Annotated in this window: 26 protein-coding genes; 18 read left to right on the top strand and 8 right to left on the bottom strand. The window is 64.4% G+C overall.

What is annotated here, in order from left to right; all coding sequences use genetic code 11:
• The first annotated feature begins 366 nt into the window (after positions 1–366).
• Positions 367–1,023, top strand: coding sequence for an NAD(P)-binding oxidoreductase (locus LFT43_RS15705; RefSeq protein WP_395798284.1), 657 nt, complete (start codon positions 367–369; stop codon positions 1,021–1,023).
• Positions 1,024–1,130: 107 nt separating this feature from the next.
• A complete protein-coding gene (locus LFT43_RS15700) occupies positions 1,131–2,702 on the top strand; it encodes a Na+/H+ antiporter (RefSeq protein WP_395798282.1) in 1,572 nt (523 codons plus the stop codon).
• A gap of 39 nt (positions 2,703–2,741) precedes the next feature.
• Here the strand turns inward: LFT43_RS15700 and LFT43_RS15695 are convergent, their stop codons facing one another.
• Positions 2,742–3,941, bottom strand: coding sequence for an ROK family transcriptional regulator (locus tag LFT43_RS15695; protein ID WP_395798280.1), 1,200 nt, complete (start codon positions 3,939–3,941; stop codon positions 2,742–2,744).
• Positions 3,942–4,048: 107 nt separating this feature from the next.
• Here LFT43_RS15695 and LFT43_RS15690 point away from each other — a divergent pair, with 107 nt between their 5' ends.
• Both LFT43_RS15690 and LFT43_RS15685 read left to right on the top strand, forming a co-directional pair.
• Positions 4,049–5,752: a glycoside hydrolase family 13 protein gene (locus tag LFT43_RS15690; protein ID WP_395798278.1), complete on the top strand. Its 1,704-nt coding sequence runs from the start codon at positions 4,049–4,051 to the stop codon at positions 5,750–5,752.
• 121 nt (positions 5,753–5,873) lie between these two features.
• Entirely contained in the window at positions 5,874–6,839 is a 966-nt protein-coding gene (locus LFT43_RS15685) for an aldo/keto reductase family oxidoreductase (RefSeq protein ID WP_395798276.1), read from the top strand.
• Positions 6,840–6,865: 26 nt separating this feature from the next.
• On the opposite strand, the gene LFT43_RS15680 is transcribed toward LFT43_RS15685, so the two are convergent.
• Positions 6,866–7,639, bottom strand: coding sequence for a FadR/GntR family transcriptional regulator (locus tag LFT43_RS15680; RefSeq protein ID WP_395798274.1), 774 nt, complete (start codon positions 7,637–7,639; stop codon positions 6,866–6,868).
• 143 nt (positions 7,640–7,782) lie between these two features.
• On the opposite strand from LFT43_RS15680, the gene LFT43_RS15675 reads away from it, so the two are divergent.
• The 13 genes from LFT43_RS15675 to LFT43_RS15615 all read left to right on the top strand — a co-directional run bounded on the left by LFT43_RS15675 (position 7,783) and on the right by LFT43_RS15615 (position 20,019).
• Positions 7,783–9,078 carry an ABC transporter substrate-binding protein gene (locus tag LFT43_RS15675; RefSeq protein ID WP_395798272.1) on the top strand — a complete coding sequence of 432 codons (1,296 nt, stop codon included), beginning with the start codon at positions 7,783–7,785 and terminating at the stop codon, positions 9,076–9,078.
• Between the two features lie 98 nt (positions 9,079–9,176).
• Positions 9,177–10,130: a carbohydrate ABC transporter permease gene (locus LFT43_RS15670; protein ID WP_395798270.1), complete on the top strand. Its 954-nt coding sequence runs from the start codon at positions 9,177–9,179 to the stop codon at positions 10,128–10,130.
• Positions 10,127–11,008, top strand: a complete 882-nt coding sequence (locus LFT43_RS15665) for a carbohydrate ABC transporter permease (protein WP_395798268.1) — start codon at positions 10,127–10,129, stop codon at positions 11,006–11,008. Before LFT43_RS15670 ends, LFT43_RS15665 begins: the two co-directional genes overlap by 4 nt.
• Positions 11,009–11,017: 9 nt before the next feature.
• Positions 11,018–12,166, top strand: coding sequence for a galactonate dehydratase (dgoD, locus tag LFT43_RS15660; protein ID WP_395798266.1), 1,149 nt, complete (start codon positions 11,018–11,020; stop codon positions 12,164–12,166).
• 5 nt (positions 12,167–12,171) lie between these two features.
• Entirely contained in the window at positions 12,172–12,822 is a 651-nt protein-coding gene (locus LFT43_RS15655) for a bifunctional 4-hydroxy-2-oxoglutarate aldolase/2-dehydro-3-deoxy-phosphogluconate aldolase (RefSeq protein WP_395798264.1), read from the top strand.
• Positions 12,819–13,802 (top strand): sugar kinase, encoded by a 984-nt coding sequence (locus LFT43_RS15650; protein ID WP_395798262.1) that lies wholly within the window; start codon positions 12,819–12,821, stop codon positions 13,800–13,802. The genes LFT43_RS15655 and LFT43_RS15650 overlap by 4 nt, the downstream gene beginning before the upstream one ends.
• Positions 13,803–13,938: 136 nt before the next feature.
• Positions 13,939–14,802 carry an HpcH/HpaI aldolase/citrate lyase family protein gene (locus LFT43_RS15645; RefSeq protein ID WP_395798260.1) on the top strand — a complete coding sequence of 288 codons (864 nt, stop codon included), beginning with the start codon at positions 13,939–13,941 and terminating at the stop codon, positions 14,800–14,802.
• 105 nt (positions 14,803–14,907) lie between these two features.
• Entirely contained in the window at positions 14,908–15,135 is a 228-nt protein-coding gene (locus LFT43_RS15640) for a DUF3188 domain-containing protein (protein WP_265979229.1), read from the top strand.
• Between the two features lie 31 nt (positions 15,136–15,166).
• Complete coding sequence (locus LFT43_RS15635) at positions 15,167–16,666, top strand: FAD-dependent monooxygenase (RefSeq protein ID WP_395798257.1); 1,500 nt, start codon at positions 15,167–15,169, stop codon at positions 16,664–16,666.
• A 27-nt stretch (positions 16,667–16,693) separates the two neighbouring features.
• Positions 16,694–17,143, top strand: coding sequence for a MaoC family dehydratase N-terminal domain-containing protein (locus LFT43_RS15630; RefSeq protein WP_395798255.1), 450 nt, complete (start codon positions 16,694–16,696; stop codon positions 17,141–17,143).
• A gap of 2 nt (positions 17,144–17,145) precedes the next feature.
• A complete protein-coding gene (locus LFT43_RS15625) occupies positions 17,146–17,583 on the top strand; it encodes a MaoC family dehydratase (RefSeq protein ID WP_395798253.1) in 438 nt (145 codons plus the stop codon).
• Complete coding sequence (locus tag LFT43_RS15620; protein WP_395798251.1) at positions 17,580–18,914, top strand: MFS transporter; 1,335 nt, start codon at positions 17,580–17,582, stop codon at positions 18,912–18,914. The genes LFT43_RS15625 and LFT43_RS15620 overlap by 4 nt, the downstream gene beginning before the upstream one ends.
• Before the next feature lie 37 nt (positions 18,915–18,951).
• Complete coding sequence (locus tag LFT43_RS15615) at positions 18,952–20,019, top strand: UDP-N-acetylmuramate dehydrogenase (protein ID WP_395798249.1); 1,068 nt, start codon at positions 18,952–18,954, stop codon at positions 20,017–20,019.
• 17 nt (positions 20,020–20,036) lie between these two features.
• Here LFT43_RS15615 and LFT43_RS15610 read toward each other — a convergent pair whose 3' ends face one another.
• Positions 20,037–20,507 carry a hypothetical protein gene (locus tag LFT43_RS15610; RefSeq protein ID WP_395798247.1) on the bottom strand — a complete coding sequence of 157 codons (471 nt, stop codon included), beginning with the start codon at positions 20,505–20,507 and terminating at the stop codon, positions 20,037–20,039.
• A 109-nt stretch (positions 20,508–20,616) separates the two neighbouring features.
• Here LFT43_RS15610 and LFT43_RS15605 point away from each other — a divergent pair, with 109 nt between their 5' ends.
• Positions 20,617–21,735: a winged helix DNA-binding domain-containing protein gene (locus LFT43_RS15605; RefSeq protein ID WP_395798245.1), complete on the top strand. Its 1,119-nt coding sequence runs from the start codon at positions 20,617–20,619 to the stop codon at positions 21,733–21,735.
• Positions 21,736–21,816: 81 nt separating this feature from the next.
• On the opposite strand, the gene asd is transcribed toward LFT43_RS15605, so the two are convergent.
• The 5 genes from asd to LFT43_RS15580 all read right to left on the bottom strand — a co-directional run bounded on the left by asd (position 21,817) and on the right by LFT43_RS15580 (position 25,750).
• On the bottom strand, positions 21,817–22,956 hold the full coding sequence (gene asd, locus LFT43_RS15600) for an aspartate-semialdehyde dehydrogenase (RefSeq protein WP_395798243.1): 1,140 nt from the start codon (positions 22,954–22,956) through the stop codon (positions 21,817–21,819).
• 195 nt (positions 22,957–23,151) lie between these two features.
• Positions 23,152–23,373 carry an NF038396 family protein gene (locus tag LFT43_RS15595; RefSeq protein ID WP_306865721.1) on the bottom strand — a complete coding sequence of 74 codons (222 nt, stop codon included), beginning with the start codon at positions 23,371–23,373 and terminating at the stop codon, positions 23,152–23,154.
• A 2-nt stretch (positions 23,374–23,375) separates the two neighbouring features.
• On the bottom strand, positions 23,376–23,963 hold the full coding sequence (locus LFT43_RS15590) for a dihydrofolate reductase (RefSeq protein WP_395798241.1): 588 nt from the start codon (positions 23,961–23,963) through the stop codon (positions 23,376–23,378).
• Complete coding sequence (locus LFT43_RS15585; protein WP_395798239.1) at positions 23,960–24,763, bottom strand: thymidylate synthase; 804 nt, start codon at positions 24,761–24,763, stop codon at positions 23,960–23,962. The genes LFT43_RS15590 and LFT43_RS15585 overlap by 4 nt, the downstream gene beginning before the upstream one ends.
• Before the next feature lie 18 nt (positions 24,764–24,781).
• Positions 24,782–25,750 (bottom strand): NUDIX domain-containing protein, encoded by a 969-nt coding sequence (locus LFT43_RS15580; protein ID WP_395798237.1) that lies wholly within the window; start codon positions 25,748–25,750, stop codon positions 24,782–24,784.
• Positions 25,751–25,753 lie beyond the last annotated feature (3 nt).

The following is a 25,753-nucleotide window of genomic DNA, read 5'->3' as shown; positions in this document are numbered from 1 at the left end:
AATCCATCAATAAGATTTATGAAAGAGATATTTCCTTTTCCTGCTGCAGGTGATTTGAGTGTAGAAATAGCGATTTCGCTCCACACGAGTGGGTGCCACTCGCTTTAATTCCCCGCTCCCCGCAGAACACTCGCAAGCCTCCTCAGGTGGTGGTGACGGGGGCCGCGCGCGGGGGCCGCATCCCCTCTTCTTGAAGGAGCTCATGCCCGTGTGAAAATAAGTTTGCTTAGCATTTAGTAGTCGTATTTATTCCCCGGGAATTGGTGGAGAAATCGCATGCGGGCCGCAAATTATGGAACCGATAATCTTTCGCGGAGTTTATCCACCATCGCGGGGAGGGCTTGACCGTTGCGACAGAATAGGACCATGAGTCGAATCGCAATTATTGGCGGCCATGGCAAGGTGGCCTTGCAACTGTCCCGCATCCTGAGCAACGAAGGTCACGCGGTCACATCGTTCATCCGCAATCCGGAACACGCGCCGGACGTCGCGGCGACCGGCGCTGCCCCGGTGATTCTCGACGTCGAAAATTCGACGACGGCGGAGGTCGCCTCGGCGCTTGACGGCCACGACGCTGTGGTGTGGTCCGCCGGGGCTGGCGGAGGCAATCCGCAACGCACCTATGCCGTGGACAGGGATGCGGCCATCCGCTCGATGGATGCCGCCGCGCAGACTGGCGTGGCGCGGTATGTCATGGTGTCCTACTTCGGTGCCGGACCCAGCCACGGCGTTCCCGAGGACAATAGCTTCTACGCCTACGCAGAAGCCAAGGCAGCAGCAGACGAACACCTCCGTGCGAGCGATCTCGACTGGACGATTCTGGGCCCCGGAGGGCTGACCAACAATCCAGGGTCGGCACTCATTGAGGTGGATCCCATGGACCCGAGTACCGGGACGGCGACCTCCCGGGCCAACGTTGCCTTGGTGGCTGCCGCGGTCCTGGAACTGCCCGAAACTGTTCGCCGCACTATTGAGTTCAGGGATGGTTCCGTCCCTGTGGTGGACGCCCTGACGGTGTCCTGACGGCATCCTGACGACGGCAGGGCTGCGCCTTGCCGGGATATTTTGGTAGGGCTAGTCCGCCGCGTGCCGGGGAAGCTGCCACTACGAGGCCTGGGGAAGACGGGAACATGGACCAGTTGGCTCTCATTGTCGGATTGCTGCTTGCAACGGTCTTGGCCGTGGGTTTGGGGGACCGCTTGCGGCTCCCGTACCCCGTGCTGATGTTGCTGATGGCGGCGGCAATGGCCTTCATTCCGGGCTTCCCCGACTTTCAGCTTTCACCCGAGTTGATCCTGCCGATCTTCCTTCCGCCTTTGCTGTTCGCGACCGCCCAGAAGAGTTCCTGGGCCGTATTCCGGGTCCGTTGGCGGACGTTGCTGCTCATGGCCGTGGCGCTCGTGGTGGTGTCGACGGCGGTGGTTGCCGGAGCCGCGTGGCTCATGATTCCGGGTATCGGCATTCCCGCGGCGACCGCACTGGGTGCCATGGTGGCTCCTCCGGACCCGGTGGCCGTTGAATCCGTGGCCGGCCGCGTCCACATGCCGCGCCGGCTCATTACCGTGTTGCAGAGCGAGGGCTTGTTCAACGACGCCGCCGCTATCGTGATCTTCCAGGCCGCAGTGGCGGCGACCGTTTCCGCCACAAAGATGGGGGCCGGCGTCGTCCTCCAATTCATCATCGATGCCGCGCTGGCCGTCATCGTCGGCATCGCCATGGGCTGGTTGACGAGGCTGATCACCAAGCTCGTCACCTCGATGGTGGCGCGCAGCGCAGTCACACTGGTGATTCCCTTTGCCGCCTACATCCTGGCTGAAGAGCTCCACGCATCGGGTGTGATCGCCGTCGTCGTCACCGCGCTCGAGACGCAGCGGCACGCGCGGTCCCAGGACGCCGCAGAACGCGTCACGCGCACGGCGTTCTGGGACGTCGTGGAACTCCTGGCCACGGGCCTGGCGTTCGGGCTGGTGGGGCTGGAGATCCGGCATGTGATCCGGGACGAAGGCACGGCCATTTTCGGCATGATCGGCACGGCGGTGGTGGTATGCGTGCTGGTATTTGTTGTCCGCTTCGCTTGGCTGGGGCTCTTGGCGATCTCGGCCCGCAAGCGGACGAACCTGCTGCAGCCGACGTCACCCAAGGAAGTTTTGATCCTCACCTGGTGCGGCATGCGCGGCCTCGCCACACTTGCCCTCGCGCTGGCGCTGCCGCTCACCATTGCCGACGGCAGCGACTTCCCGGCCCGGCACGAGAGCCTGGTTATCGCGTGCGCGGTGCTCCTGGCCACCTTGGTCCTGCCCGGACTCACGCTTCCGTGGCTCATGCGCGTGCTCAAGGCTTCCGAGGACGGTTCGCACGAAAAGGATGCCGCGCGCCTTTTGGCCAAGCGAGCCCAGACTGCCGCCATCTCCGCACTCAAGGAGCACGATCTCATGAAGGAGCTGCCGGCGGACAAGGTGGCCCTCGTCAAGGAAAAGATGACTCGCCTGCACGCCGAGCTCCTGGACGGGACGCTGAAGAATGAGTCCGACGCCGAAAAGCGCCAACGCGGCAGGGAACTGGCAATAGCGGTTCAGACCATCGCCCTGGATGCCGCACGCCAGGAAGTGGTCGCTGCGCGGAGCGAGCCTGGCATGGATCCCGAGGTGGCGGACCGGGTGCTGCGCCAGCTGGACCTCCGCACCATGGCGATGCCGGACTGACGGCTTCACGAGAACGGGCGGCACAACCGTCCCAAGCGGCTACGTGCGCCGCAAATCCAAGTCCAGGGAGTTCTTTTCCACGTGGTCCAGGGCGTGGCGCACCGCTCCGATTCCCACAATCGCATCGCCCAATGGAGAAGCAGCAAGCCTCGGGGGAGTGGCCGTGTACGTGGCCAGCTTCCGGGCGGTCGGCTCAAGAAGGACCGACGCCGAATCTGCCACGGCGCCGCCGATCACCACGAGCTCGGGGTTGAGCATGATGGCCATCGTGGAGACCACCCTGGCCAGCCGGTCCGAGAGCCGGTCCAGGATGTCCAGCGCCACTTTGTCGCCTTTGGCGGCGGCGGCGAAGACGTGTTCCGCAGTGATCTCACGGGTACCTGCCGTCCGCAGCGTGGTTTTCGACTTTCCCGCCAAGGCTTCCGCCGCCCACAATCTGGCCAGCGCGGCGAGGCCCTCGGGCGAGCCCACTCCCTCCACCATGTCCAAGTAGGCCATTTCGCCTGCGCCTCCACGGCTGCCATGGAGCAGCCTGCCCGATTCGACCAGGCCTGCACCAAAACGCTCGCCGGCCAAGAGCACGGCGAGGTCTTGGACGCCGCTTCCGGCGCCCCGCCAACATTCGCCCAATGCCGCAAGGTTGGCGTCGTTCTCCAGTAGTACCGCCCAACCGTGCAGATCGTGCAGCGCTTTCTTCAGTCCGACGTCGAACAGGCTCCAGAACGGCTGGCTGACAAGGATATTTCCCTCCCGGTCCACTGGGGCGGCAAGCCCGACTGTCACTGCGAGGACTTTTTCCGGCGCGACATCGGCAGCCTCGAGGGCCAGCAGTGCCGTCTCGCTAATGACGCGTATCCGTTCTTGCGCCTCGATCTCTTGGGCCCGGAAGGGCTTGCTGGCCCGTCCCGTGGTGTTTCCGCGGAGATCGGCCACCACCACTGTGGTCTTGAGGACGCCGACGTCGATCCCCAAGACGCAGCCGGCGCTTTCGTCGAGTTCGAAGCGACGTGCGGGGCGGCCCTTCTGGTAAGTGCCGAAGTCGCGCTGGTTTTCCAGTTCCCGGATCCAGCCCCGGGCCATGAGGTCTTCGCACACGGAAATGGTGGTGGCACGGGTCAGCCCTGTGGCTTCCATCAGCTCCGAGACGGTCACCGCGTTGGAGGAACGGATGACTGCGAGCACGCTGGCCGCATTGACCCGCCGCAGCATCTGCGGGGTGGCGGTCGCGATTTCGGGCATCCCTGTTGACCTCCTGTAGGCATCCGTCACATAATACTTGAAGCACTAAATTTAGGTTCTAAATAAACAGTCATCAACAGTCGCGTCGACACAGAACAGGAATCCCTTTGTCCTCCACCGCCACCTTGGCAACTCTCTCCGACTCAGAGCGCTCCGAGCGCATGGCCGATCCCAACTGGTGGCGCCAAGCGGCTGTCTACCAGATCTACCCGCGCAGTTTTTCCGATGCGAACGGCGACGGCCTGGGTGATATCAAGGGCATTACCGCCAAGGTTCCGTACCTGTTGGCGTTGGGAATCGACGCCGTCTGGTTGAGCCCGTTCTACCCCTCGGCCCTGGCTGACGGCGGTTACGATGTGGACGACTACCGCAACGTTGACCCGAAGCTGGGCACGCTGGCCGATTTCGATGAAATGGCGGCCGCCCTGCACGCTGCGGGCATCAAATTGATCGCGGACATCGTTCCGAACCACTCCTCGGACCGGCACGAATGGTTCAAGGAGGCGCTGGCTTCCCCCAAGGGCTCGGCTGCCCGTGAACGCTACATCTTCCGCGACGGCCTCGGCGAGAACGGCGAACTGCCCCCGGCGGACTGGGACTCTGTTTTCGGCGGCCCGGCGTGGGAGCGCATCACGGAGCCGGACGGTACTCCCGGACAGTGGTACATGCACATCTTCACCAAGGAGCAGCCGGACTTCAACTGGGACAATCCCGGGGTCCGCGAGGACTTCCTGAAGACCCTGCGCTTCTGGTCCGACCGTGGCGTGGACGGCTTCCGCATCGACGTCGCCCATGCCCTCACGAAGGACCTGCCGGAGGTGCTGCCCTCGAAGACCGAGCTGCCCAAGGAAGGCGAAAACGCCTTGGGCGCCCACCCCTTCTGGGACCGCGACGAGGTGCACGGGATCTATTCCGAGTGGCGCAAGCTCTTCAATGAGTACAACCCGCCGCGCACCGCCGTGGCCGAAGCCTGGGTGCACACGGACCGCCGCGCCCGCTACGCCAGCCCCGACGGACTGGGCCAGGCCTTCAACTTCGACCTCCTCAAGGCCGATTTCGACGCCGCCCAGTTCCGCAGCATCATCACCAAGAACCTTGCCGAGGCTGCAGCGTCCGGCGCCTCCTCCACGTGGGTCTTCTCCAACCATGACGTGGTCCGCCACGCTACCCGCTATGGCCTGCCCCAGGGCGGCGGCCGCGACGGCGAGGGCCAGGACGGCAAGGGATGGTTGCTCGACGGCGGTCTGGCCGCCGACGTCGACGCCGAGCTCGGCTTGCGCCGTGCCCGCGCTGCGTCGCTGCTGATGTTCGCCCTGCCGGGCTCCGCATACTTGTACCAGGGCGAAGAGCTTGGCCTGCAGGAAGTCGGCGACATCGTGGATTCCGAGCGCCAGGACCCGGCGTTCTTCCGTAACCCGGGCGTGGATGTTGGCCGTGATGGCTGCCGTGTGCCGCTGCCGTGGACCAGTGAAGGTTCTTCCTTCGGCTTCGGCGACGGACATGCCCACTTGCCACAGCCTGAATGGTTCGCCGGCTACGCAGTGGAGGAGCAGGACAACGTTCCGGGCTCCACGCTGGAGCTGTACCGCAAGGCCTTGGAGCTGCGATCGGAACTGCAGGCGGCCGAGGATCTTGAATGGAAGCCCTCCAGCAACGAGTCGGTGCTTCACTTCGTGCGGCCCAACGGCTGGCAATCGGTGACGAACTTCGGTACGGAGCCCGTGGCACTTCCGGAGGGTACCGTCGTCGTGAGCAGCGCACCGCTAGACGGCGGCATGCTCCCGGCAAACACGACCGCTTGGATCGTCTGACCCCTGATCCGGAGGCCGTGGCCCCATTTCAAAGCGGTGGCGGCTCCCGTGACGGGGGCCGCCACCGGCATATCCGCACTTAGCTCGCGGTCCCGGGCCGCGGCTGTGAAAGAGTTGGGAAATGACTGCAAAGAGCGAAACATCCTCTGGCCGCCTCATCTACGGCTGCATGGGCCTTGGCGGGCCCTGGGAAGGCAGCGAGTACGGTATCGCCTACGTTGATCAGGCCGCGGAAGCGATCGACGCAGCGATGGGCATCGGTATCACCTTGTTCGACCATGCCGACATCTACCGCAGCGGCAAGTCCGAGGCCGTGTTCGGCGACGTGCTGGCCCGGACCCCTGGGTTGCGCGAAAAAATCCAGCTGCAGACCAAGTGCGGAATTCGGCTCAGCCAGCCAGGAGTCCAAGGACACTACGACCTGAGCAAGGACGCCATCCTGGAACGGGTCAACGGAAGCCTGCAACGGCTGAGGACCGACTACGTCGACGTACTCCTGCTTCACCGCCCCGACCCCCTCCTGGACCCTGCCGAGGTGGCGTCCGCCGTCGGGCAGCTCATGGCGGAAGGCAAGGTCCGGCAGCTTGGGGTGTCCAACATGTCCGGAGCGCAGATCGCCTTCCTCCAGGACAGGCTGGAGGCCCCCATCATCGCCAACCAGTTGGAGATGAGCCTTCACCGGCGCGCCTGGCTCGAGAGCACTGTTCTCGTCAACCATGACGACGCCCTCGGCTACAGTTTTCCGCACGGCACCTTGGAGCACTGCGTCAGCCACGGAATTGAGCTGCAGGCCTACGGCTCCCTCGCCCAGGGCCGGTACACGGGCTCGACGCCGGATGCCCCGACTGCTGCCGACATCGCGACTGCCGCTCTGGTCGCCCAGCTCGCCGAAGAGAAGGGTGTCACGAGCGAAGCCGTGCTGCTGGGCTGGCTCATGAAGCACCCGGCCCGCATTTCCCCGGTGCTCGGCAGCTCCAACCCGACGCGGATCGCGGCCTGCGCGGACGCCGTCGCCGTCGCTGCGGCGATGACCCGGGCCGAGTGGTACCAGCTGTGGGTGACTGCGCGGGGCAGCAAGCTTCCCTAGCGGCAGGACGAATGTCCGGTGTTGTGTTAGCTGGCTGTGTTAGGGGCAACATGCGGATCCGGCGACGGCTGCCGGGTCGCGTGGTGCTCTGACCAAATGTCGGCCGCTTCTTCCGTGGACTGTTCGACGATTCTGCTCATGGCGGCGTGGGCCGTTTCCGCCTCGCCCCGCTGGATGGCACTGGCCACATCGACGTGCAGTTGCAGGGCCTCGTGATGAGGCAAGTTCGGCATCAACCCATGCTGCGCACGCCCCGTCAGGACCTCCCGGACGAGGTTGTGGAGCTGGGTGAACATGGGGTTTCCGGAGGCTCGGAGCACTGATGCGTGGAATTCGATATCCAGCCGGAGGAATTCGTCCTGGTTCCCGCTGTGGCCCGCCGCCCACAATCGGGCGGCCTGTGACACCAGATCGCTGCCGGCGTCCAACGAGACGCGCCCGGCTGCGAGCCGGGCTGCCTGCGGTTCGATCGCGCCGCGGAGCTCATTGAGCGCCTGCAGTTGTTCGAGTCTTTTGGAAGACGCCAGGCGCCAGCGGATGACCTGCGGATCGTAGAGGTTCCAGGATTCTTCCGGCTGCACTACGGTTCCGAGGCGTCGCCGCGATTCCAACATGCCCATCGAGCAGAGCACGCGCGTGGCCTCACGGACCACCGATCGCGACACCTTCTGCTGCGCCTCCAGCTCATCCAGGCGGAGGATCGAATGCGCTGCCAGAGTCCCCTCGGCGATAGCGAGCCCCAGGTTCTCGACCAACACGGAATGCAGGTCTGCTGTGGACTCCGCCTTTGGGGTTTTCATAAATAAATCATACTGGTGGGCCACAAGGTCTTGTTTAAGTATGCTTTATTTCTCTAAGCTCTCCCCCGGAGCAGATGTATAAATGCATCTGCGGTTGGCCGGATGATGTTGTCCGGCTCTGAACACTAAAACGGGGAGTCGTAATGAAGCGGCGTTCAATTGTGAAATATGCGGCAGTCGCCGCAGCCCTATCGCTGGGCCTGACCGGCTGCGGTGGCAGCAGCGGCAGCAGCGATGGCAAGGCAGCAGGGACCGTTCGGGTCACCCTGGCCAACCATGTCTGGACCGACGGAATCAAAGCGGCCATTCCGGAATTCGAGAAGTCCACAGGCCTCAAGGTCGAACTCACCCAGCTCGGCGAAGACCAGCTCTCGGACCAGTACAACGTCAAGCTCAACGCCGGCACGGACGAGATCGACGTCATGATGTACCGGCCGCTGCAGGAAGGCAAGGCGTTCGCAAAGAATGGCTACCTCGCCGACTTGACCAGCAAGGTCTCCCAGGACGCCGGCTGGGACTGGAAGGACTACCAGGACGGTCCGGTCAAGGCCAGCACCGTTGACGGGAAGGTGGTGGGCGTCCCCATCATCACCGAGCGCGAAGTGCTCTACTACCGCAAGGACCTGCTGAAGTCGGCCGGTCTTGCTGTCCCAAAGACCATGGATGAGCTTCAGACAGCCGCCAAGACCATCGCTGCCGCTTCGCCTGATACGGCCGGCTTCGTGGCACGCACCGGAAAGTCCGCGGCCGTCACCCAGTTCTCAAGCTTCTTGTACAGCTTCGGCGGCGACTTCGTCGACGCCAGTGGCAAGTCCGCCGTCGGAAGCGATGCCGCGAAAAAGGCCTATGCCTTCTACGGCGGGCTGATCAAGAGCTACGGACCTAAGAACGTCAGCACCGATATGAGCTGGCCGGAGGCCATGGCGATCTTCACGCAGGGCAAGGCGGCCTTCTACACCGAGGCCGACTCGCTCTACAAGAACGCAACCGACCCTGCCAAGTCCAAGGTTGCCGACAATGTCGGCTTCGCCGCCCTGCCCTCGGGCCCCGCGGGTTCCAAGCCGTACAACATCCCGTCGTGGGGTTTGGCCGTCAACAAGGCTTCCAACAACCAGGACAACGCCTGGAAGTTCATCCAGTGGGCCACAAGCAAGGAGCGCACCCTTGCTGCGCAGAAGGCTGGAGTACCGGGCCCCCGTGCCTCGGTCTGGGCAGATCCGGCCGGAACCTCCACCTACCCCAAGGATCTGGCCGAAGCCATCTCCGTCAGCGCCAAGAACGGCGTGGGCCATGACCGTCCCGAGGTGGTCACTGTCGGCAAGGCCCGCGAAATCGTGGGCACGCCGATCGTTTCCACGATCACAGGAGCCGACGCCTCGGCGGCAGCTGACAAGGCCAGCGGCGAATTCCAGAAGTTCCTGGACAGCGAAAAGAAGTAGCGCCCCGAGCGCAAACACACGGCCCGGCGGGACGGCGGCCCAGCCGTTGTCCCGCCGCGGCCTGCTCTTCAATTCACCCCCAACTCTTTAGGTGAACCATGTCTGTACTGACCACTCCCCGCAGGGCGCCCTCCCACGGCACGGCCCGCAAGCCCGGCGCGCGTGAGAATTTCTCGGCTTGGGCCAACCGGCATCGCAAATGGCTCTTCGCAGCTCCCGCGATGATTTTCGTCGGTGTCCTGATCGTCTTTCCCCTGGCCTGGACGCTTTATCTCAGCCTGACCGATTCGCAAGGATCCGTCCGGGCCGCGTCCGAATTCGTCGGACTGCAGAACTACGTCACGGTCCTCTCCGACGCGGAACGGTTCTGGCCCGCGGTAGCACGTACCCTGTCCTTCACCGGCGTTGCGCTGACCTGCGAAGTCATCCTCGGCATGTGCATCGCCTTGCTGCTTTGGCGCCCCTTCCGCGGCGAGCGCTGGGTCCGCGTGGCCATCCTTCTGCCGCTGGTTGCCACACCCGTGGCCGTGGGCATGATGTGGCGGCTGATCTTCGACCCCAATATCGGCTTCGTCAACCAAGTACTCGGGCTTGTGGGAATCCCTCCGCAGCCATGGTTGTCCGGGCAGGACACCGCGCTCGGCACCACGATCTTCATGGACGTGTGGCAATGGACTCCCATGGTTGTCCTCATCCTTCTTGCCGGCCTGACCTCCTTGTCCGAAGAGCCCGACGAGGCTGCACGGATGGACGGCGCCAACGCCTTCCAGCGCTTCTTCTTCGTCACACTGCCCCTCATGATGCCAACAGTGATCGTCGCCATCCTGCTGCGGGGCATCGATGCCCTGAAGACCTTTGACATCCTCTACGCCACGAAGGGCAAGGGCGGCGGCTCCTTCCACGAGGTGGAGACCCTGAACGTCTACGCCTACGGGCTGAGCTTCGACTACAACCAATACGGGCTGTCCTCCGCAGTGCTCATCCTGTTCTTCATGATCATCATCGGCACCATGTGGCTGCTGACCATGCGCAAGAAAGCGGCAAGCAAATGACCGTCCTGACCGAACCCCGCACTTCAGGCCGCGAGCACCGGCAGGCCAATCGCCGTCGGAAGCCCGCGCGCACCCGCGCTTACAAGACGTTCCGCGTGGTTGCCCTGATCGCCGTTGTGCTGTTCCTGATCGCGCCGCTGTTTTGGATGCTCCTCGCCTCACTCAAAACCAACGTGGACATCTACGACGCCGGCAAGTCCTTCCTGTTCACGCCCACGGTTGAGAACTACGCGAACGTGCTGCAGCGAAACAACTATTTTGTCTTCATCATCAACAGCTTCTGGGTTGCCTTCGTATCTACGGCGCTGTCCCTGGTGTTGGGCGTCCCCGCCGCATACGCGATGAGCCGGTTCACCATGGGCCGCTCGGCGCTCGTGGTCCTGATGGCGCGCGTGATCCCGGGCGTTTCGCTCCTGGTCCCTTGGTACTACGTCTTCTCCAACTTGAAGATGGTGGGCGGGTTTGAGGTGCTGATCCTCAGCCACATGTTCGTGGCGCTGCCGCTGATCGTCTACATCATGATGAGCTACTTCGACTCCCTGCCGCTTGAGCTCGAGGAGTCGGCCCAGGTGGACGGACTCACACCGATCGGTGCATTCCGCCGCATTACCCTGCCGCTGTCTGTCGCTGGAATGGCTACTGCGGGAATCCTGTCGTTCATCTTTTCCTGGAACAACTTCATGTTCGCCCTGGTCCTGTCCGGATCCAAAACCAAGACGCTTCCGGTGGCCATCTTCGACTTCGTCTCCTATGCCAGCATCGACTGGGGCGGGCTTATGGCGGCCGCCACCGTGGTGACCATCCCGATCATGATCATCGCGCTCTTCACGCAGAAATACATCGTGTCCGGCATGACCGCCGGCGCGACCAAAGGCTAGGTGCGGACCATGACCAGAATCAGCAGGATCGAAACCTTCCTTGTCCCTCCGCGCTGGCTGTTCGTCCGTATAGAAACTGAGAGCGGAATCGTCGGCTGGGGCGAGGCAAGCTGTGAGGGCCGTAGCGAAACCGTCCGCACCGCCGTCGAGCAGCTTTCCGAGCTGCTCATCGGAAACGATGCGCTCCGGATCGAGGACCACTGGCAGGTCATGACCAAAGGGTCCTTCTATCGCGGCGGACCGATCCTGGCGAGCGCCGTTTCCGGCCTGGACCAGGCGCTTTGGGACATCGCGGGCAAGCATTTCAACGCTCCCGTGCACCAACTCCTCGGAGGCCCGGTCCGTGATCGGATCCGGATGTACGGCTGGGTCGGCGGGGACGAGCCCAACGAGGTCGCTGATCAGATCAGCGCCCAGCTCGAAGTAGGCCTTACTGCAGTCAAAATGAACGCCAGCGGCCGGATGAGCCCGGTCGCCTCAGTAGCAGAGCTCGACGGCGTGGTCCGGCGGGTGGCTGCCGCCCGCGAAGTCCTGGGGGACCACCGGGACGTGGCGGTGGACTTCCACGGCCGCTTCAGCCTCGCCAACGCACGCAGGGTGGCGCCCCTCCTGGAACCGTACCGGCCCTTCTTCCTCGAAGAGCCGGTTGTCCCGGAAAACACGCACCTTCTGCGCGAATTCACCTCCTCCACCACGACGCCGGTCTCCACGGGCGAGCGGCTCTACAGCAGGCAGGAATTCCTGCCTGCGCTGCAGGCCGGCATCGCCGTGGCCCAGCCGGACCTCTCGCACGCCGGTGGCATCACCGAAGTCCGCAAGATTGCCTCCCTGGCCGAAATCTATGAGGTCCAGCTCGCCCCGCACTGCCCTTTGGGCCCGCTGGCCTTGGCGGCCTGCCTGCAGGTGGGCTTTGCCACGCCCAATTTCCTGATCCAGGAGCAGAGTATTGGGATCCACTACAACCAGGGCGCTGAGGTTCTGGACTACGTGGTGGACAAGACACCGCTGAAGTTCGTGGACGGGCACATTGAACGCTTGACCGGGCCGGGCCTCGGGATCGAGATCGACGAGGCCGTGGTCCGTGCCGCCGACAAACAGGGCCACGCATGGCGTGGCCCTGTGTGGCGCCACTCCGACGGCTCATTCGCAGAATGGTGAAAGACATGACTCCGGATCAGTTTCTTGAGGGACTTAGCGGGTCAAGGCTCGTGGCGATCGTGCGTGGAACGGACGGACATGCAGCGGCGGAAGCCGCGCTGGCGGTCATGGAGGAAGGCTTCTGCTATGTCGAGGTAGCACTTACGACGCCGGACGCCCTCGCGGCTATTACGCGCATCCGTGATTCCGCGCCGGAGTCTTGCTTCGTGGGAGCCGGCACGGTCCTCACTACGCAGGACGTGCACGACGTCGTCGCGGCCGGCGGCCAGTTCATTGTCACTCCGGCATTGGCCGAGTCCATCGAGGTCGGTGCCAGCCTCGGGCTACCCGTCCTGGCCGGCGCGATGACCCCCAGCGAGGCGCACGGTGCCATGACCCGCGGCGCGACCGCGGTGAAGCTCTTCCCGGCCTCGCTCGGTGGTCCGGCCTACCTCAAAGCACTCCGGGACCCGTTTCCCCGGATCCCGTTCGTGGCGGTCGGCGGCGTCGGCCTCGAGGAGGCTCCTGCTTTTTGGGAAGCCGGCGCCATCGCAGTTGGCCCGGGAGGTCCCCTCATCGGGGATGCCGCGTCCGGCGGCGACCTGAACGCCCTTCGCGAACGCGCCCGTGCTTTCCTTGCCCTTGCTGCGCGCCACGCGGAAGGTAAGCAGTCTTGAGTGCCGCCGTCGACCTCCTGACGTTCGGCGAATCCATGGTCTCGCTGAGGAGTCCCGGCCCGCTGTCAGCGGGCGGCAGCCTGGGCATGCACGTCGCCGGGGCCGAATCGAACGTGGCCGTTGGCGTCGCACGGCTCGGCCACACGGTCACCTGGGCCGGAGTGCTGGGGGCGGACCCTCACGGCGAATTCATCCTGCGACAATTGCGCTCCGAGGGTCTCGGCGTGTGGCACCGGGTGGACCCGACCCGCGGCACCGGCGTCATGTTCCTCGAACAGCGCACGGCCGACGTCAGCCGCGCCTTCTACTATCGGGCCGGTTCGGCCGGTTCCACCCTCCGGCGGGAAGACATTGAGCCTGTTCTCGACGCCGGCGTCAGGGTCCTGCATCTGACCGGGATCACGGCTGCCCTCGGACCTCAGCCGCTGGACGCCGTGGAGTACGCAGCTGAGCGCGCCGCCAGCGAAGGGGTCCTGGTGTCGTTGGACGTCAATTACCGCAGCAAGCTTTGGACCCGGGATGAGGCGCGTGCGGCGCTCGCGTCGATTGTCCGCCATGCCGACGTCGTGATCGCTTCCGAGGACGAGCTCGATCTGCTCGCCTCCGATCATTCGTCCCCCCGGGTCGGAAATGGCGGATCCGACGCTGCGGAGGCGACCATGGCGGCGGGGCTGCTGGATCGCGGCGTGCGGGAGGTCGTCGTCAAGCGAGGAGCCGCTGGTGCCTGCGCCTACACGGCCGCTGGCCACCTGGAACAACGGGCGGTGCCCGTGACGAGTATCGACACCGTGGGGGCTGGGGACGCTTTCACCGCGGGCTACCTGTCCGCGGTGCTTGACGGCAAAGACGTCGCCGGGCGCCTGCAGCGGGGCGTCCTGGCCGGCGCTTTCGCCGTGAGCACGGCGGGCGACTGGGAAGGACTGCCCCACAGAGGGGAACTTGGGTTGTTGGCCCACTCGAGTGGGACCACCCAGCGCTAGGCCGCCGTGGCAAGAGTGGAGCCCGCCGCAAAGACTTCGATGGCCCTCGCCTGTCACATTTGTTTTGTTCGTATTGATGCTCACACCTGCGCCCGATTCTTAGCGTTCCTGGCGGCTGGCCGGATACGGTAGATACATGACGTCTAGCACCGCCGCCGAGTCCATTCGGTCCACCCGCAACATTCCCGCCGAGATTGCACGCTCCTGGCTCCTCGTGAACGCCATGAAGACGGAGCTTTTCGACCAGTCGGCCTCATCGCGCGCGGACGCCATCATCCTCGACATCGAAGACGCCGTGGACCCGTCCCAGAAGGACACTGCGCGCGCCAACGTCATTAATTGGTTGACCGCCGGCGGCCAGGCCTGGGTCCGCATCAACGACGCCACGAGCCCGTTCTGGGCCGATGACCTCGCCGGACTCCGTGGCACCCCCGGCCTGTTGGGTGTCATGCTGGCCAAGACCGAGTCCGCGGATCAGGTCACGGAATCCTTCCACCGCATGGACGGCAAGACCCCGGTCGTAGCTCTCGTGGAATCGGCCCTCGGCATCGAGGAAGCCAACCACATCGCCCGTGCCCAGGGCGCCTTCCGCCTGGCCTTCGGTTCGGGCGACTTCCGCCGGGACACAGGCATGGCCGCCACGCCTGAAGCAATGGCTTACCCGCGTGCCAAGCTCGTTGTCGCCAGCCGTGTGGGCAATCTCCCGGGCCCAATCGACGGCCCCACCGTCGGCACCAACCACCCGATCCTGCGCGAGCAGACCGGCATCACGGTGACCATGGGCATGACCGGCAAGCTCTGCCTGGCCATCGACCAGACCACGGTCATCAACGAGGTCATCAGTCCGACGCCGTCCGACGTCGCCTGGGCAACAGACTTCATGAACGACTTCGAAGCCAACGGGCGGGTCATCCGCGACGGTTCCGACCTCCCGCGACTCGGCCGCGCTGAAAAGATCATGAAGCTCGCCGTGGCCTTCGGGGTCCAGCCCTCCCTGTAAGGCGGGAAGCCAGCGTGCACATGTTGCGGCGCTCGCTCACTTTTGTCGGATTTTCTGCAGGCCTAGTTGTAAAGGTATCGGGAACGAGTGCCCTAAACTTGGGTGGTGCTGAACGAATTCTGGGCCACTGCCTCCACCACCTACAAGACGCTTGTTTTCAGCGCGATGGGGCTTATCGCCGTCGGAATCATCCTTACGATTGTCGGCAACACCTCGCATAACCAAGGCCTTGCGGTAGCCTCGCTGGCCGTGATCGGCCTCGGCCTGGTCCTGCATGTCGTGGGCATGGTGGTCCGCGGGCAGCAGATCCGCAAGGGTTTGAAGAAGAAGTAACCACAGCCATAATGCTGACCGGAGTGTAGCGATGACCGAGCATGCTGTGGTGATCGTCGGAGCGGGTCCCGCAGGGTTGATGTTGGCCGGCGAGTTGGCATTGGCGGGCGTCGACGTCGCTATTGTCGAGCGGCGTGCAAACCAGGATCTCGCCGGCTCACGTGCAGGCGGTTTACACTCACGCACCATCGAGGTCCTCGATCAGCGAGGAATCGCTGATCGGTTCCTGTTGGAGGGGCAGGTAGCTCAGGTCGCAGGGTTCGCCGGCGTCCGTCTGGACATCAGCGACTTTCCCACACGTCACAACTACGGGCTCGGGCTGTGGCAGAACCATATCGAGCGCATACTTGCCGGCTGGGTCGGCGAGCTGGCGGTGCCGATCTATCACGGACGTGAGGTGACCGGTTTCGCGCAGGATGGCACCGGCGTCGACGTCGGGCTGTCCGACGGCCAGCCGTTGCGGGCAGAATACCTCGTCGGGTGCGACGGAGGACGCAGTCTGGTCCGTAAAGTAGCCGGCATCGAGTTCCCGGGATGGGATCCGACCACCAGCGCCCTGATCGCCCAGGCCGAGATGGCCGAGGAGCCGCCAATGGGCGTCCACCCCAATGCCTTTGGCATCCATTCTTTCGGCAAGTTGGAGTATAAGATTCACGACGGCAAGGTGGTCTACCTGGATGGCGGGCCCATAGGGGTCATGGTGACCGAACAGCACGTCGGACCCACCACCGAACCTACCCTCCAGGACCTGAGCGAAGCGCTCGTTGCCGTATGCGGGACCGACTACGGGATCCACAGTCCCACCTGGATCTCCAGATTCACCGATATGACACGGCAGGCCGCGACCTACCGCGACAGAAGAGTCCTGCTCGCCGGCGACTCCGCGCACGTCCATGCCCCGGACGGTGGACAGGGCCTCAACACCGGTGTGCAGGACGCGGTGAACCTGGGATGGAAGCTGGCCCAGGTGGTCAAGCGGACATCGCCGGAAAGCCTTCTCGACACCTACCACTCCGAGCGCCACCCGGTGGCTGCGCGCGTGCTGCGCAACACGATGGCGAGTGTCGCGCTTCGCCGCCCCGACGAACGCACGAAGGCAGTGGGCGAAGCCATCTCCGAGTTGCTGGGCATGGATGAGCCGCGCAGACGGTTCGCCGCGATGATGTCGGGCTTGGACATTCACTACGACCTCGGCGAGGGACACCCGCTGCGCGGGCGCCGCATGCCCGATCTCGACCTGGTCACTTCCGATGGCCCCCTGCGGGTCTTCACCCTGCTGCATGGTGGCCGGCCGCTGCTCCTCAACCTCGGTGAGCCCGGCGGCTTCGACATCACCCCATGGGCAGATCGGGTTCAGCTGATCGACGCCAAATACCTCGGTGTGTGGGAGCTTCCGGCACTCGGGGCGGTCACTGCTCCGACTGCCGTGTTGGTTCGGCCCGACGGATATGTGGCCTGGGTGGGAGACCGAATCCAACTGGGCCTCTCTGACGCGCTCACCACGTGGTTCGGACCGCCTGCCGCGGCTTAGCGCACCGGAGGCCGATAGGGTTGGACCATGACTATTAACCCCGACTTGCAGGGCCGCAGCTACCCTGCCGCAGAGGTGTACGACGTCGGCCGCGAAAAGATCCGGGAGTTCGCCCGGGCCGTGAAAGCCACCCACCCCGCTCATTTCGACGTCGAAGCCGCCAAAGCCCTCGGGCACAGCGACCTCGTCGCCCCGCCGACCTTCGCCATCATCGTTGCCCAGCGGGCCGACGCCCAGCTGATCGAGGACCCCGATTCCGGGATTGACTTCAGCCGCGTGGTCCACGCAGACCAGCGCTTCACGCACCACCGCGCGATCGTTGCCGGAGACCAGTTGCGGGCCGAGCTGCACGTCGACGGCGTCCGCGCGATGGGCGGCGGGGCCATGATCACCACGCGTTCGGAAATTACGACCGTGGACGGCGAAAGGGTCGCCACCACCACCTCGTCCATCCTGGTCCGCGGAGAGGGACAGTAGCCATGAGCTTGAAACTTGAAGAACTCATCGTCGGGCAGGAAATCGGTACCCGCAGCATCGAGGTCACCCGCCAGGACCTGGTCAAGTACGCGGGAGCGTCCGGCGACTTCAACCCGATCCACTGGAACGAAACCTTCGCCACCGGCGTCGAACTTCCCGGAGTCATCGCCCACGGTATGTTCACCATGGGTTCCGCTGTGCAATTGGTGAGCGACTGGGCCGGCGACCCTGCCGCCGTCGTCGACTACCAGACGCGCTTCACCAAGCCGGTGCTAGTCGCCGATACCACTGGTACAAGCGAGCCCGGCGCGGTGATTGAGGTTTCCGGCGTGGTGGGAGCGCTCGACGCCGATGCCCGCACGGCGCGCATCGATCTGACCGTCACCTTTGGCGGCCAGAAGGTCCTGATGAAGTCCCAGGCCGTTGTGAAGCTCGCTTGAGCCGGCTGCAAAAATCGGCACCGGGCGCCACCACGGCAGAATTGTCGCGGTGGCGCAATGCTGTGGTGATCGCATACGGCGCAAGCGGACTGGCATTCTCTTCCTGGGTGTCCAGGTTGCCGGCGATCCGCGATGGATTGAACCTGACGCCTGGCACGGTCGGCCTTCTGTTGATGTGCATGACGGTGGCATCGTTCGTTTCCGTGTCCGCATCCGGAGTGATCGTGATCCGGCTCGGATCACGGCTAACCACCCGGATCGGCGGCGTCATGGTGGGCGTCGGCCTGGCGGTCGCCGGTTTTGGCACATCCGTGCTGGCAAACCCGGTGGTGGTGGCGGCCGGGCTCATGGTGATAGGCCTCGGCACAGCCAGCTGGAACACGGCATCCAATGTAGAGGGAGCGTCGCTTGAACGCGCGCTCGAACGGCACATTATGCCGCGTCTCCATGGATCGTTCAGCCTTGGCACTGTCGCGGGCGCAGGGCTTGGTGCCTGGGCCGCCGCAGCTGGCCTGCCGGTCTTTTGGCATCTGGCTGCGGCCGGACTGGTGGTCGCCGTCTCTGTGGTGACAGCCGCCGCTTGGTTCCGCGCGGACTTCACACGCCATTCGACGGCAGGAGGTCGGGCAACGGCGTTCAAGCCCGAAAAGCCTGACACCTTCGAGGATCCTTCAACCGGACCGTTGCCCATTATCCAGCCCGGCCAGCAGAAACCGGCCGAACCGCTGGACAGCAAGCGTATGGTGGCCCGGGCATGGCGTGAACGCCGGACCCTCCTGCTCGGCCTGCTAGTCCTGGGGCTCGCCCTGGCAGAAGGCGCAGCGGGGGATTGGGTGGCCTTGGCGTTGGCCGATGGCCACGGTCAATCCGATGCTGCCGGAGCTGTGGGCTATGGAATCTTCGTGACGTTCATGACCGTGGGACGCTTCGCCGGAACGGTGGTCCTGGACCGCTTCGGCCGCGTTCCGGTGATGCGTTGGTGTTCGGCCACGGCCGTGATCGGCCTGGCGCTGTTCGTTTTCTCGCCGGTGCCGTGGCTGGCCTTCGTGGCCCTGGCAATCTGGGGGCTCGGTGCTTCCTTGGGCTTCCCGGTGGGCATGTCCGCTGCCGCGGACGATCCAGCGCACGCCGCGGCCCGGGTTTCCGTTGTCTCCACGATTGGCTATGGGGCTTTCCTTTGCGGTCCGCCGCTGTTGGGGTTGCTGGCGGAGCACTTCGGCATCCTGCATTCCTTGCTCGCCGTCCTGATCCTGCTCGTTGCGAGCTTCTTCCTGGCGCCCGTCTCGCGGAAGCGCGCGCCTGAGCGCGCGCCTGAGCCGGCGCGTCCCTGAGTCGGCCAGGGCAGGCAATCCCCGCTAGGCTTGTTTGGTGACCCAGACAATGCTCTCCGAACTGACCACGGCCGCCGTTGGTGGCCCTGCCGGCACCCTTGTGGAGGGCCGCACCGAGGAGGAAATCATCGACGCCGTCCGTTCGGCGGATGCGGCCGGCGACAACCTGCTCATCATCGGTGGCGGGTCCAACCTGCTGATCTCCGACGCCGGATACCCAGGCACCGTGCTCAAGATCGCTTCGCAGGGATTCACCGTCAACTCGGAGGATAGTTGCGGAGGAGTCTCTGTGGTGGTCCAGGCAGGGCACAACTGGGACGCCCTCGTAGAGCACTCCGTATTGCACGCCTGGTCCGGGCTGGAAGCTCTCTCAGGCATCCCCGGAGCCACAGGTGCCACTCCTGTACAGAATGTGGGGGCCTATGGTGCCGACGTCTCGCAGACAATCGCCGCCGTCCGTACCTGGGACCGCGAACGCAACGCCGTGCAAACCTTCACCAACTCCGAGCTCAAGTTCGGCTACCGGGACTCCATCCTCAAACAGACCACTTCCGAGGGCTCACCCCGTTACGTGGTGTTGACGGTTGAATTCCAGCTGCCGCTCGGACGCATGAGCGCACCCATCCGGTACGCAGAGCTGGCCCGGTCCCTCGGGGTTGAGGCGGGGAAGCGCGCGTACTCCAACGATGTCCGACGCGAAGTCCTGCGCCTGCGGGCCTCCAAAGGCATGGTCCTCGACGCTTCGGACAGGGACACGTATTCCACCGGTTCCTTCTTCACCAACCCGATTGTTTCGGCCGCGGCCGCTGCATCTTTGCCCGAGGGGGCGCCGCAGTACCCGGCTGGAAACGCTGGCCTCGTGAAGCTGTCGGCAGCTTGGATGATCGACCAGGCCGGCTTCGGCAAAGGCTTCGGACTCGACCCCGCGAGCGTGTCCGGCGGACGTGCCTCGCTCTCCACGAAACACACCCTGGCCATCACCAACAGGGGAGGGGCGAGCGCAGGGGACATGGTGGCGATCGCGCGCGAGGTGCGCCGCGGCGTCGTCGAGCGCTTTGGTATTGAACTGCATCCGGAGCCGCTACTGATCGGTTTGACCCTTTAAGGCCTGCTAGGAAGCGCTCAGCGCTTCCCGGTTGGAAGCACCTTGTTGAGCAACAGGAACGTCAGCCCGCAGCTGGCCGCCCCCAAAAGGAAGATCTGGCTGAACGCCATGCTCTGCGGCGATGGTCCGCCGGGTGAAATCCAGCCGGCTGCAGCGAAGCCCGCGACGCCCAGGAGCATGACGACGGCGGCAAACAGGAAGCTGCGCACCTGATCTGCGGCGCCTGTCTGGAACGCTGATTCGGCATCGTCAACGGGCCGATCGGACGAGGGCTGGCACGCAGCGGCAAGTCCCAGGAGGAGCGCTGCGGCGCCGGTGGCGGCGAGACCCACCTCCTGGACGGTCTGCATGGACGGCGACAACCGCACTCCAGCACCGACGGCAATGGCTAGTCCACAGACAAGCCCGACGGCGGCAGCGCACCAACCTGCGGCCGCTAACCGCCGGCTGAGCGGCCGCAGGAGCGGACCCAAATCACCGAACAGCATTCCTTCAGAGTAGGAGGGCCTGCTGGAAGGCCCCTGTGAGCGGGATGGGAGTTCCTCCAGCGTGCTATTGAGGACAGAAGCTGTCCGCTGTGCCGCCTATGATGAGGCCATGGCACCTTCGGCGAAGATCCGCGTCACTCCCAAGGTCATGGGCAGGCTGCGCCTTGCCAGCCAAGGATTGCTTGGGGGATTCAGTAGCCCGGAGGAATGCGTCTCCAGGATGGGCGCCATGCAGGCTCAAGACCTCGCCTCGGCGTTCTGGGCCATGGGGCAGCGAGTCCCCGGTTCCGGCCTCTCGAATGTGTTGGAAGCGCTGGAGAACGGCACAGTGGTCCGGTCCTGGCCGATGCGAGGCACGCTGCACCTGGTTCCACCGCAGGACTTGCGTTGGATCCTGGCCATCACCACAGATCGGTCCATGCGTTCGGTTGCCACACGGCACCGGGAGCTTGGCATCGAAGAGGCCGACATCGCCATATGCCGGGACCTTGCTCTTGAGCGCGTGGCCGGCAGCCCAGGCGCGTCCCGTGAGGAACTTTTCAAGATCTTCGAATCCGCGGGCCAAGCGACTACGGCACAGCGAGGCATCCATTTGCTCTGGATCCTGTGCCAGAACACGTGGCTGGTCCAAGGGCCTCCGGCCGGCACAGCAGGCAAGGCACTCGGACAGCAACTGTTCGTGGCCTTCGATGAGTGGATTCCGGAATCCAGGGCGTTGGGCCGCGAAGAGGGGATTGCCGAATTCCTGCTCAGGTACTTGCGGAGCCACGGACCTGCCACGCTCCTCGATTTCGCTTGGTGGACGCAGATCCCCAAAGCCGAGGTCCGGGCGGCCCACGAGGCTATTCGCAGCCAACTTGTTGAGCTCGTCTTCCAGGGAACGTCCTATTGGCTCTCGCCCGAAACAGCAGCACTTCTCGACGACGGCGTTCCGGGCGCGCGTACGGTCCTCGCACTGCCGGGGTTCGATGAATTCCTGCTCGGGTATACGGACCGCAGCCTCGTCCTGCCGGCGGAGCATTCCCAGAAGGTCGTCCCGGGCGGCAACGGTGTCTTCAAGCGGATGATCGTGTCCGGCGGCGAAGTGGTGGGCACCTGGTCTCGCCGCGGCACCGGCCGAAGCTCCGGCGTCGAGCCCGAACTGTTTGCCCCGGAACGCCTGACCCCGGCGGCCAGGCGTTCCTTCGAGCAACAGGCGGCGAAGTACCTGAGGTTCATGGAGAGTTGAGGACTCTTAAGACGCCGCGGGCCCGCCATGCAGTCGCGGGCAGCGACTGCATGGAGGGCCTAGGACGTTAGGCGTGGGCGCCTAGAGCGTGCCGGTAGCGATCTTCAGCATGCGGCGCAGCGGCTCGGCTGCACCCCAAAGGAGCTGATCGCCCACCGTGAAAGCGCTGATGTACTCAGGGCCCATCTCGAGCTTGCGGATTCGGCCCACAGGGATCTCTAAGGTGCCCGAGGCAGCCACCGGGGTGAGGTCCGACATGGAGGCTTCCTTGGTGTTGGGCACAACCTTGGCCCACTCGTTGTCAGCGTCCAGGAGCTTCTCGATTTCAGCGACGGACAGGTCCTCACGCAACTTGAGCGTCAGTGCCTGGGAGTGCGAGCGCATGGCGCCGATACGGACACAGAGGCCATCCATGACCACATAGTCCCTGCCGGTGCCGTTGCCCGTGCCGAGGATCTTGTTGGTTTCCACCCCGGCCTTCCACTCTTCCTTGGACTGTCCGTTGCCGAGGTCGGCGTCGATCCACGGGATCAGTGAGCCGGCCAACGGCACGCCGAACTGGGTGGCGTCGACGCCGGAGCGCTGGGTAGCCAGCACCTTGCGGTCGATTTCCAGGATCGCCGAGGCGGGATCATCCAGTTCGCTGCTGACTTCGTTGTTAAGGGTGCCGAACTGGTTGAGCAGTTCGCGCATGTGGCGGGCACCGCCGCCTGAGGCTGCCTGGTAGGTCATGGAGGTACCCCATTCGACCAGGTTGTTCTTGAATAGGCCGCCGAGGCCCATGAGCATGCAGGAGACGGTGCAGTTGCCGCCGATGTAGTCCTTCACGCCGCCGGACAGGCCTGCGTCGATGACGTCGCGGTTGATGGGGTCCAGCACGATGATGGAGTCGCCGTTCATGCGCAGCGTCGACGCGGCGTCGATCCAGAGCCCATCCCAGCCGCGGCTGCGCAGCTCGCCGTGGACCTGCTTGGTGTAGTCGCCGCCCTGGGCGGTGACAATAATCGGCAGCTTGGCAAGCGTCTCAATATCGAACGCGTTCTCGAGCTTGCCTGCGCCATCAGCAAATGACGGCGCCGCACCCCCAGCGTTCGAGGTGGAGAAAAATACCGGGTTGATGTTGGCGAAGTCGCCCTCTTCCTGCATGCGGTGCATCAGGACGGAGCCGACCATGCCACGCCAACCGACCAGTCCAACGGACGGATTAGCTGCTGTAGTCATTGGACTAGTCTAGACTTTCGCGGCTCCCGGTCGCTGTCGGTTACGCCACGAGGCCGTGGGGACTTGCGAGGCGAGGGTGGCGTTGGGCCCACGCCGCCAGGGTTCCCTGGCCGAGCTTGCGAGGCGAGGGTGGCGTTGGGCCCACGCCGCCAGGGTTCCCTGGCCGAGCTTGCGAGGCGAGGGTGGCGGTGGGGACTACTTGCCGGCGTCGGGTTCTTCCAGCAGGGCTGCCTTGCGGGCGCGCAGGGCGTAGAAGGCGCCAAAGGCGAAGACCTGGGTCACCACCACCAAGACGATGATCCCCAGGATCTTGTTGCCACCCAGGATCATGGTGAGGCCGATGATCGCCGACAGCAGCGCGAACAGGGGCAACAACATGTAGCCAAGCACGAACAAGGTCTCAGGTTTTTTCAGCATTCTCAGTCTTCCGTCCGGCGCCATGTGGCGATCCGGTAATTGGTGCCGTTCTGGGAGGTCAGCCAGCCTTCCGCGGGCTGCGTCGACTCAAGATTCCAGGCCTCGCCGAACTCCGGCGCGAAAGTGTCGCCGTCGATGTCGGAATCGATGACCGTGACGACCGCGACATTCGCAATGTCCATGGACTGCCGGTAAATTTCACCGCCACCGATGATCCAGACATTCTGGCCGCCAGGTGCGAACTGGGACTCGAGCAGGGCGGCGTCGAGAGACGAGACGACGACGGCGCCACTTGCGTCGGGCGAGTCCGACCAGCCCTGTTGCCGGGTCACCACGATATTCGTGCGGCCGGGCAAGGGACGGTACTTCGCGGGGAACGACTCCCAGGTTTTGCGGCCCATGATGACCGGATGTCCTGTTGTCAGCGTGCTGAAGTGCTTCAGATCTTCGGGGACGTGCCAAGGCATTGTCCCGCCCTTGCCGATCACGCCGCTGGCCGTTTGCGCCCACACCAGGCCGATTCCGGTCATCGCTTCCGCTGCCTCCTCGGAGGAAGGCGACTCTGCGGGGGGCGTTTCCTGGGTGCTCATACGGCCACAGGCGCTTTGATGGAGGGGTGGTGACGGTACCCGACTACCTCGAAGTCCTCGAAGGTGTAGTCGAAGATTGAGTCCGGCTTGCGGTTGAAGCGCAGTTTCGGATACTCGTAGGGCTCCCGTGAGAGTTGCTCCGTGACTTGCTCCACGTGGTTGTCATAGACGTGGACATCCCCGCCGGTCCAGACGAAGTCGCCGGGCTCAAGGCCCAACTGCTGGGCCACCATGCAGGTCAGCAACGCATAGGAAGCGATGTTGAAGGGGACGCCGAGGAACATGTCTGCCGAGCGTTGGTACAGCTGGCAGGACAACTTGCCGTCGGCAACATAGAACTGGAAGAACGCGTGGCACGGCGGCAAGGCCATGTCCTTGATTTCGGAAACATTCCAGGCCGAGACGATGTGGCGGCGGGAATCAGGGTTGGCCGCCAGGCCCTTCATGAGCTCGGCGATCTGGTCGATGTGCCCGCCATCGGGGGTCGGCCAGCTGCGCCACTGCACGCCGTAGACCGGGCCGAGTTCGCCGTCGGCGTCTGCCCATTCATCCCAAATGGTGACGCCTTGTTCCTGGAGCCATTTGACATTGGATTCGCCGCGGAGGAACCACAGAAGCTCCAGCGCTAGCGATTTGAAGTGCACACGCTTGGTGGTCATGAGCGGGAAACCCTGGCTCAGATCGAAGCGCAGCTGGCGGCCGAAAACGCTCCGCGTGCCGGTGCCCGTGCGGTCCGACTTGTGCGTGCCGTTGGCCATTACGTCGCGAAGGAGGTCTTCATATGGGGTTGGGATGCTCACGCACCCAGCTTACTGGAGTCAGTCGTCGAAGGGCTTGATCTGTTCCACGGCCACCACTCGCTGGCCGTTTCCCCCGGCGACGTGGCACACGATCATCTCCCCGGGGACCAAATACGGATCGTGGGCAGGCAGGAACTCGCGAAGCTCGGGGCCCATGTGTTCGCCTAGCTTCTTCAAGATGGTGGGGAGTGCGGGCCTGTGGGTACACAAGGCTACCGCGCGCTGCTTGTCGAACAGGCCCTCGACGACGGCTGAGGTCTTCTTCGGGCTCCGCTGGTGATTGTGCTCCGTCAGGGCCTCCACAAGTTTCACCTTGGCTCCGGCCGCCTTGGCGTACGGTGCGATGGTGGATACGCACCTTGCCCACGGACTGCTCACGATCCGGAAGGGCTTCCACACGCCCAGAAGCCGCTCTACCGCCAGCGCCTGCCGCAGGCCCGTGGCCGCCAGGGGCCTGCTACCTTCGGCCTTGGTCCAGGAGGACCGTGGCTTGGCCTTGGCATGCCGCACCAGAATCAGCGGCCATGTCTCCAGCTCACCGTTCAAGTGGGCCTTTGCAAGCGCCTGGAGCGGGCTCACGTCGGTAGGGTTGCTCAAGAACCGGGCAGCCTTGTCCGGCGCGGCCCACATGTAGGCGTCTACTTCCTGGCCATCCGGCTTAATGACGGAGCCGTTGACCTGTGTGGCCCAGTAGTGCACCACTTTCAGTCCCGCTGCCACGTGGTAGTGCGTGGGAGGCAAAGGGATCCCGAGGGCAGGATCGAGGCCGATTTCTTCCCTGATCTCGCGGACGGCGCACTCCGGGATGGTTTCCCCGACGTCGAGTTTGCCTTTGGGCCAGGACCAATCGTCATACTTGGGCCGATGGATCAGCAGGACTTCAAGGGCCCCCTTGGTGACACGCCAGGGAATCGCCCCTGCCGCCGTGACGGCGATGGGCTCCCCGGGGTGGTCCGTTTGATCCGCAGTGGGTGTATCGCTCTTCAACTT

Source organism: Arthrobacter sp. FW306-04-A, from assembly GCF_044358315.1.
Classification (GTDB): domain Bacteria; phylum Actinomycetota; class Actinomycetes; order Actinomycetales; family Micrococcaceae; genus Arthrobacter.
Note: the sequence above shows the minus strand (reverse complement) of the source record. Positions and strands in the feature narration are given on the sequence as shown.

Excerpts from the sequence above, each read along its gene's own strand:
- LFT43_RS15705 (WP_395798284.1), top strand. The coding sequence starts at position 367 with ATGAGTCGAATCGCAATTATTGGCGGCCATGGCAAGGTGGCCTTGCAA.
- LFT43_RS15700 (WP_395798282.1), top strand. The coding sequence starts at position 1,131 with ATGGACCAGTTGGCTCTCATTGTCGGATTGCTGCTTGCAACGGTCTTG.
- LFT43_RS15695 (WP_395798280.1), bottom strand. The coding sequence starts at position 3,941 with ATGCCCGAAATCGCGACCGCCACCCCGCAGATGCTGCGGCGGGTCAAT.
- LFT43_RS15685 (WP_395798276.1), top strand. The coding sequence starts at position 5,874 with ATGACTGCAAAGAGCGAAACATCCTCTGGCCGCCTCATCTACGGCTGC.
- LFT43_RS15680 (WP_395798274.1), bottom strand. The coding sequence starts at position 7,639 with ATGAAAACCCCAAAGGCGGAGTCCACAGCAGACCTGCATTCCGTGTTG.
- LFT43_RS15675 (WP_395798272.1), top strand. The coding sequence starts at position 7,783 with ATGAAGCGGCGTTCAATTGTGAAATATGCGGCAGTCGCCGCAGCCCTA.
- LFT43_RS15670 (WP_395798270.1), top strand. The coding sequence starts at position 9,177 with ATGTCTGTACTGACCACTCCCCGCAGGGCGCCCTCCCACGGCACGGCC.
- LFT43_RS15665 (WP_395798268.1), top strand. The coding sequence starts at position 10,127 with ATGACCGTCCTGACCGAACCCCGCACTTCAGGCCGCGAGCACCGGCAG.
- dgoD (WP_395798266.1), top strand. The coding sequence starts at position 11,018 with ATGACCAGAATCAGCAGGATCGAAACCTTCCTTGTCCCTCCGCGCTGG.
- LFT43_RS15655 (WP_395798264.1), top strand. The coding sequence starts at position 12,172 with ATGACTCCGGATCAGTTTCTTGAGGGACTTAGCGGGTCAAGGCTCGTG.
- LFT43_RS15645 (WP_395798260.1), top strand. The coding sequence starts at position 13,939 with ATGACGTCTAGCACCGCCGCCGAGTCCATTCGGTCCACCCGCAACATT.
- LFT43_RS15635 (WP_395798257.1), top strand. The coding sequence starts at position 15,167 with ATGACCGAGCATGCTGTGGTGATCGTCGGAGCGGGTCCCGCAGGGTTG.
- LFT43_RS15630 (WP_395798255.1), top strand. The coding sequence starts at position 16,694 with ATGACTATTAACCCCGACTTGCAGGGCCGCAGCTACCCTGCCGCAGAG.
- LFT43_RS15625 (WP_395798253.1), top strand. The coding sequence starts at position 17,146 with ATGAGCTTGAAACTTGAAGAACTCATCGTCGGGCAGGAAATCGGTACC.
- LFT43_RS15610 (WP_395798247.1), bottom strand. The coding sequence starts at position 20,507 with ATGCTGTTCGGTGATTTGGGTCCGCTCCTGCGGCCGCTCAGCCGGCGG.
- LFT43_RS15605 (WP_395798245.1), top strand. The coding sequence starts at position 20,617 with ATGGCACCTTCGGCGAAGATCCGCGTCACTCCCAAGGTCATGGGCAGG.
- asd (WP_395798243.1), bottom strand. The coding sequence starts at position 22,956 with ATGACTACAGCAGCTAATCCGTCCGTTGGACTGGTCGGTTGGCGTGGC.
- LFT43_RS15595 (WP_306865721.1), bottom strand. The coding sequence starts at position 23,373 with ATGCTGAAAAAACCTGAGACCTTGTTCGTGCTTGGCTACATGTTGTTG.
- LFT43_RS15590 (WP_395798241.1), bottom strand. The coding sequence starts at position 23,963 with ATGAGCACCCAGGAAACGCCCCCCGCAGAGTCGCCTTCCTCCGAGGAG.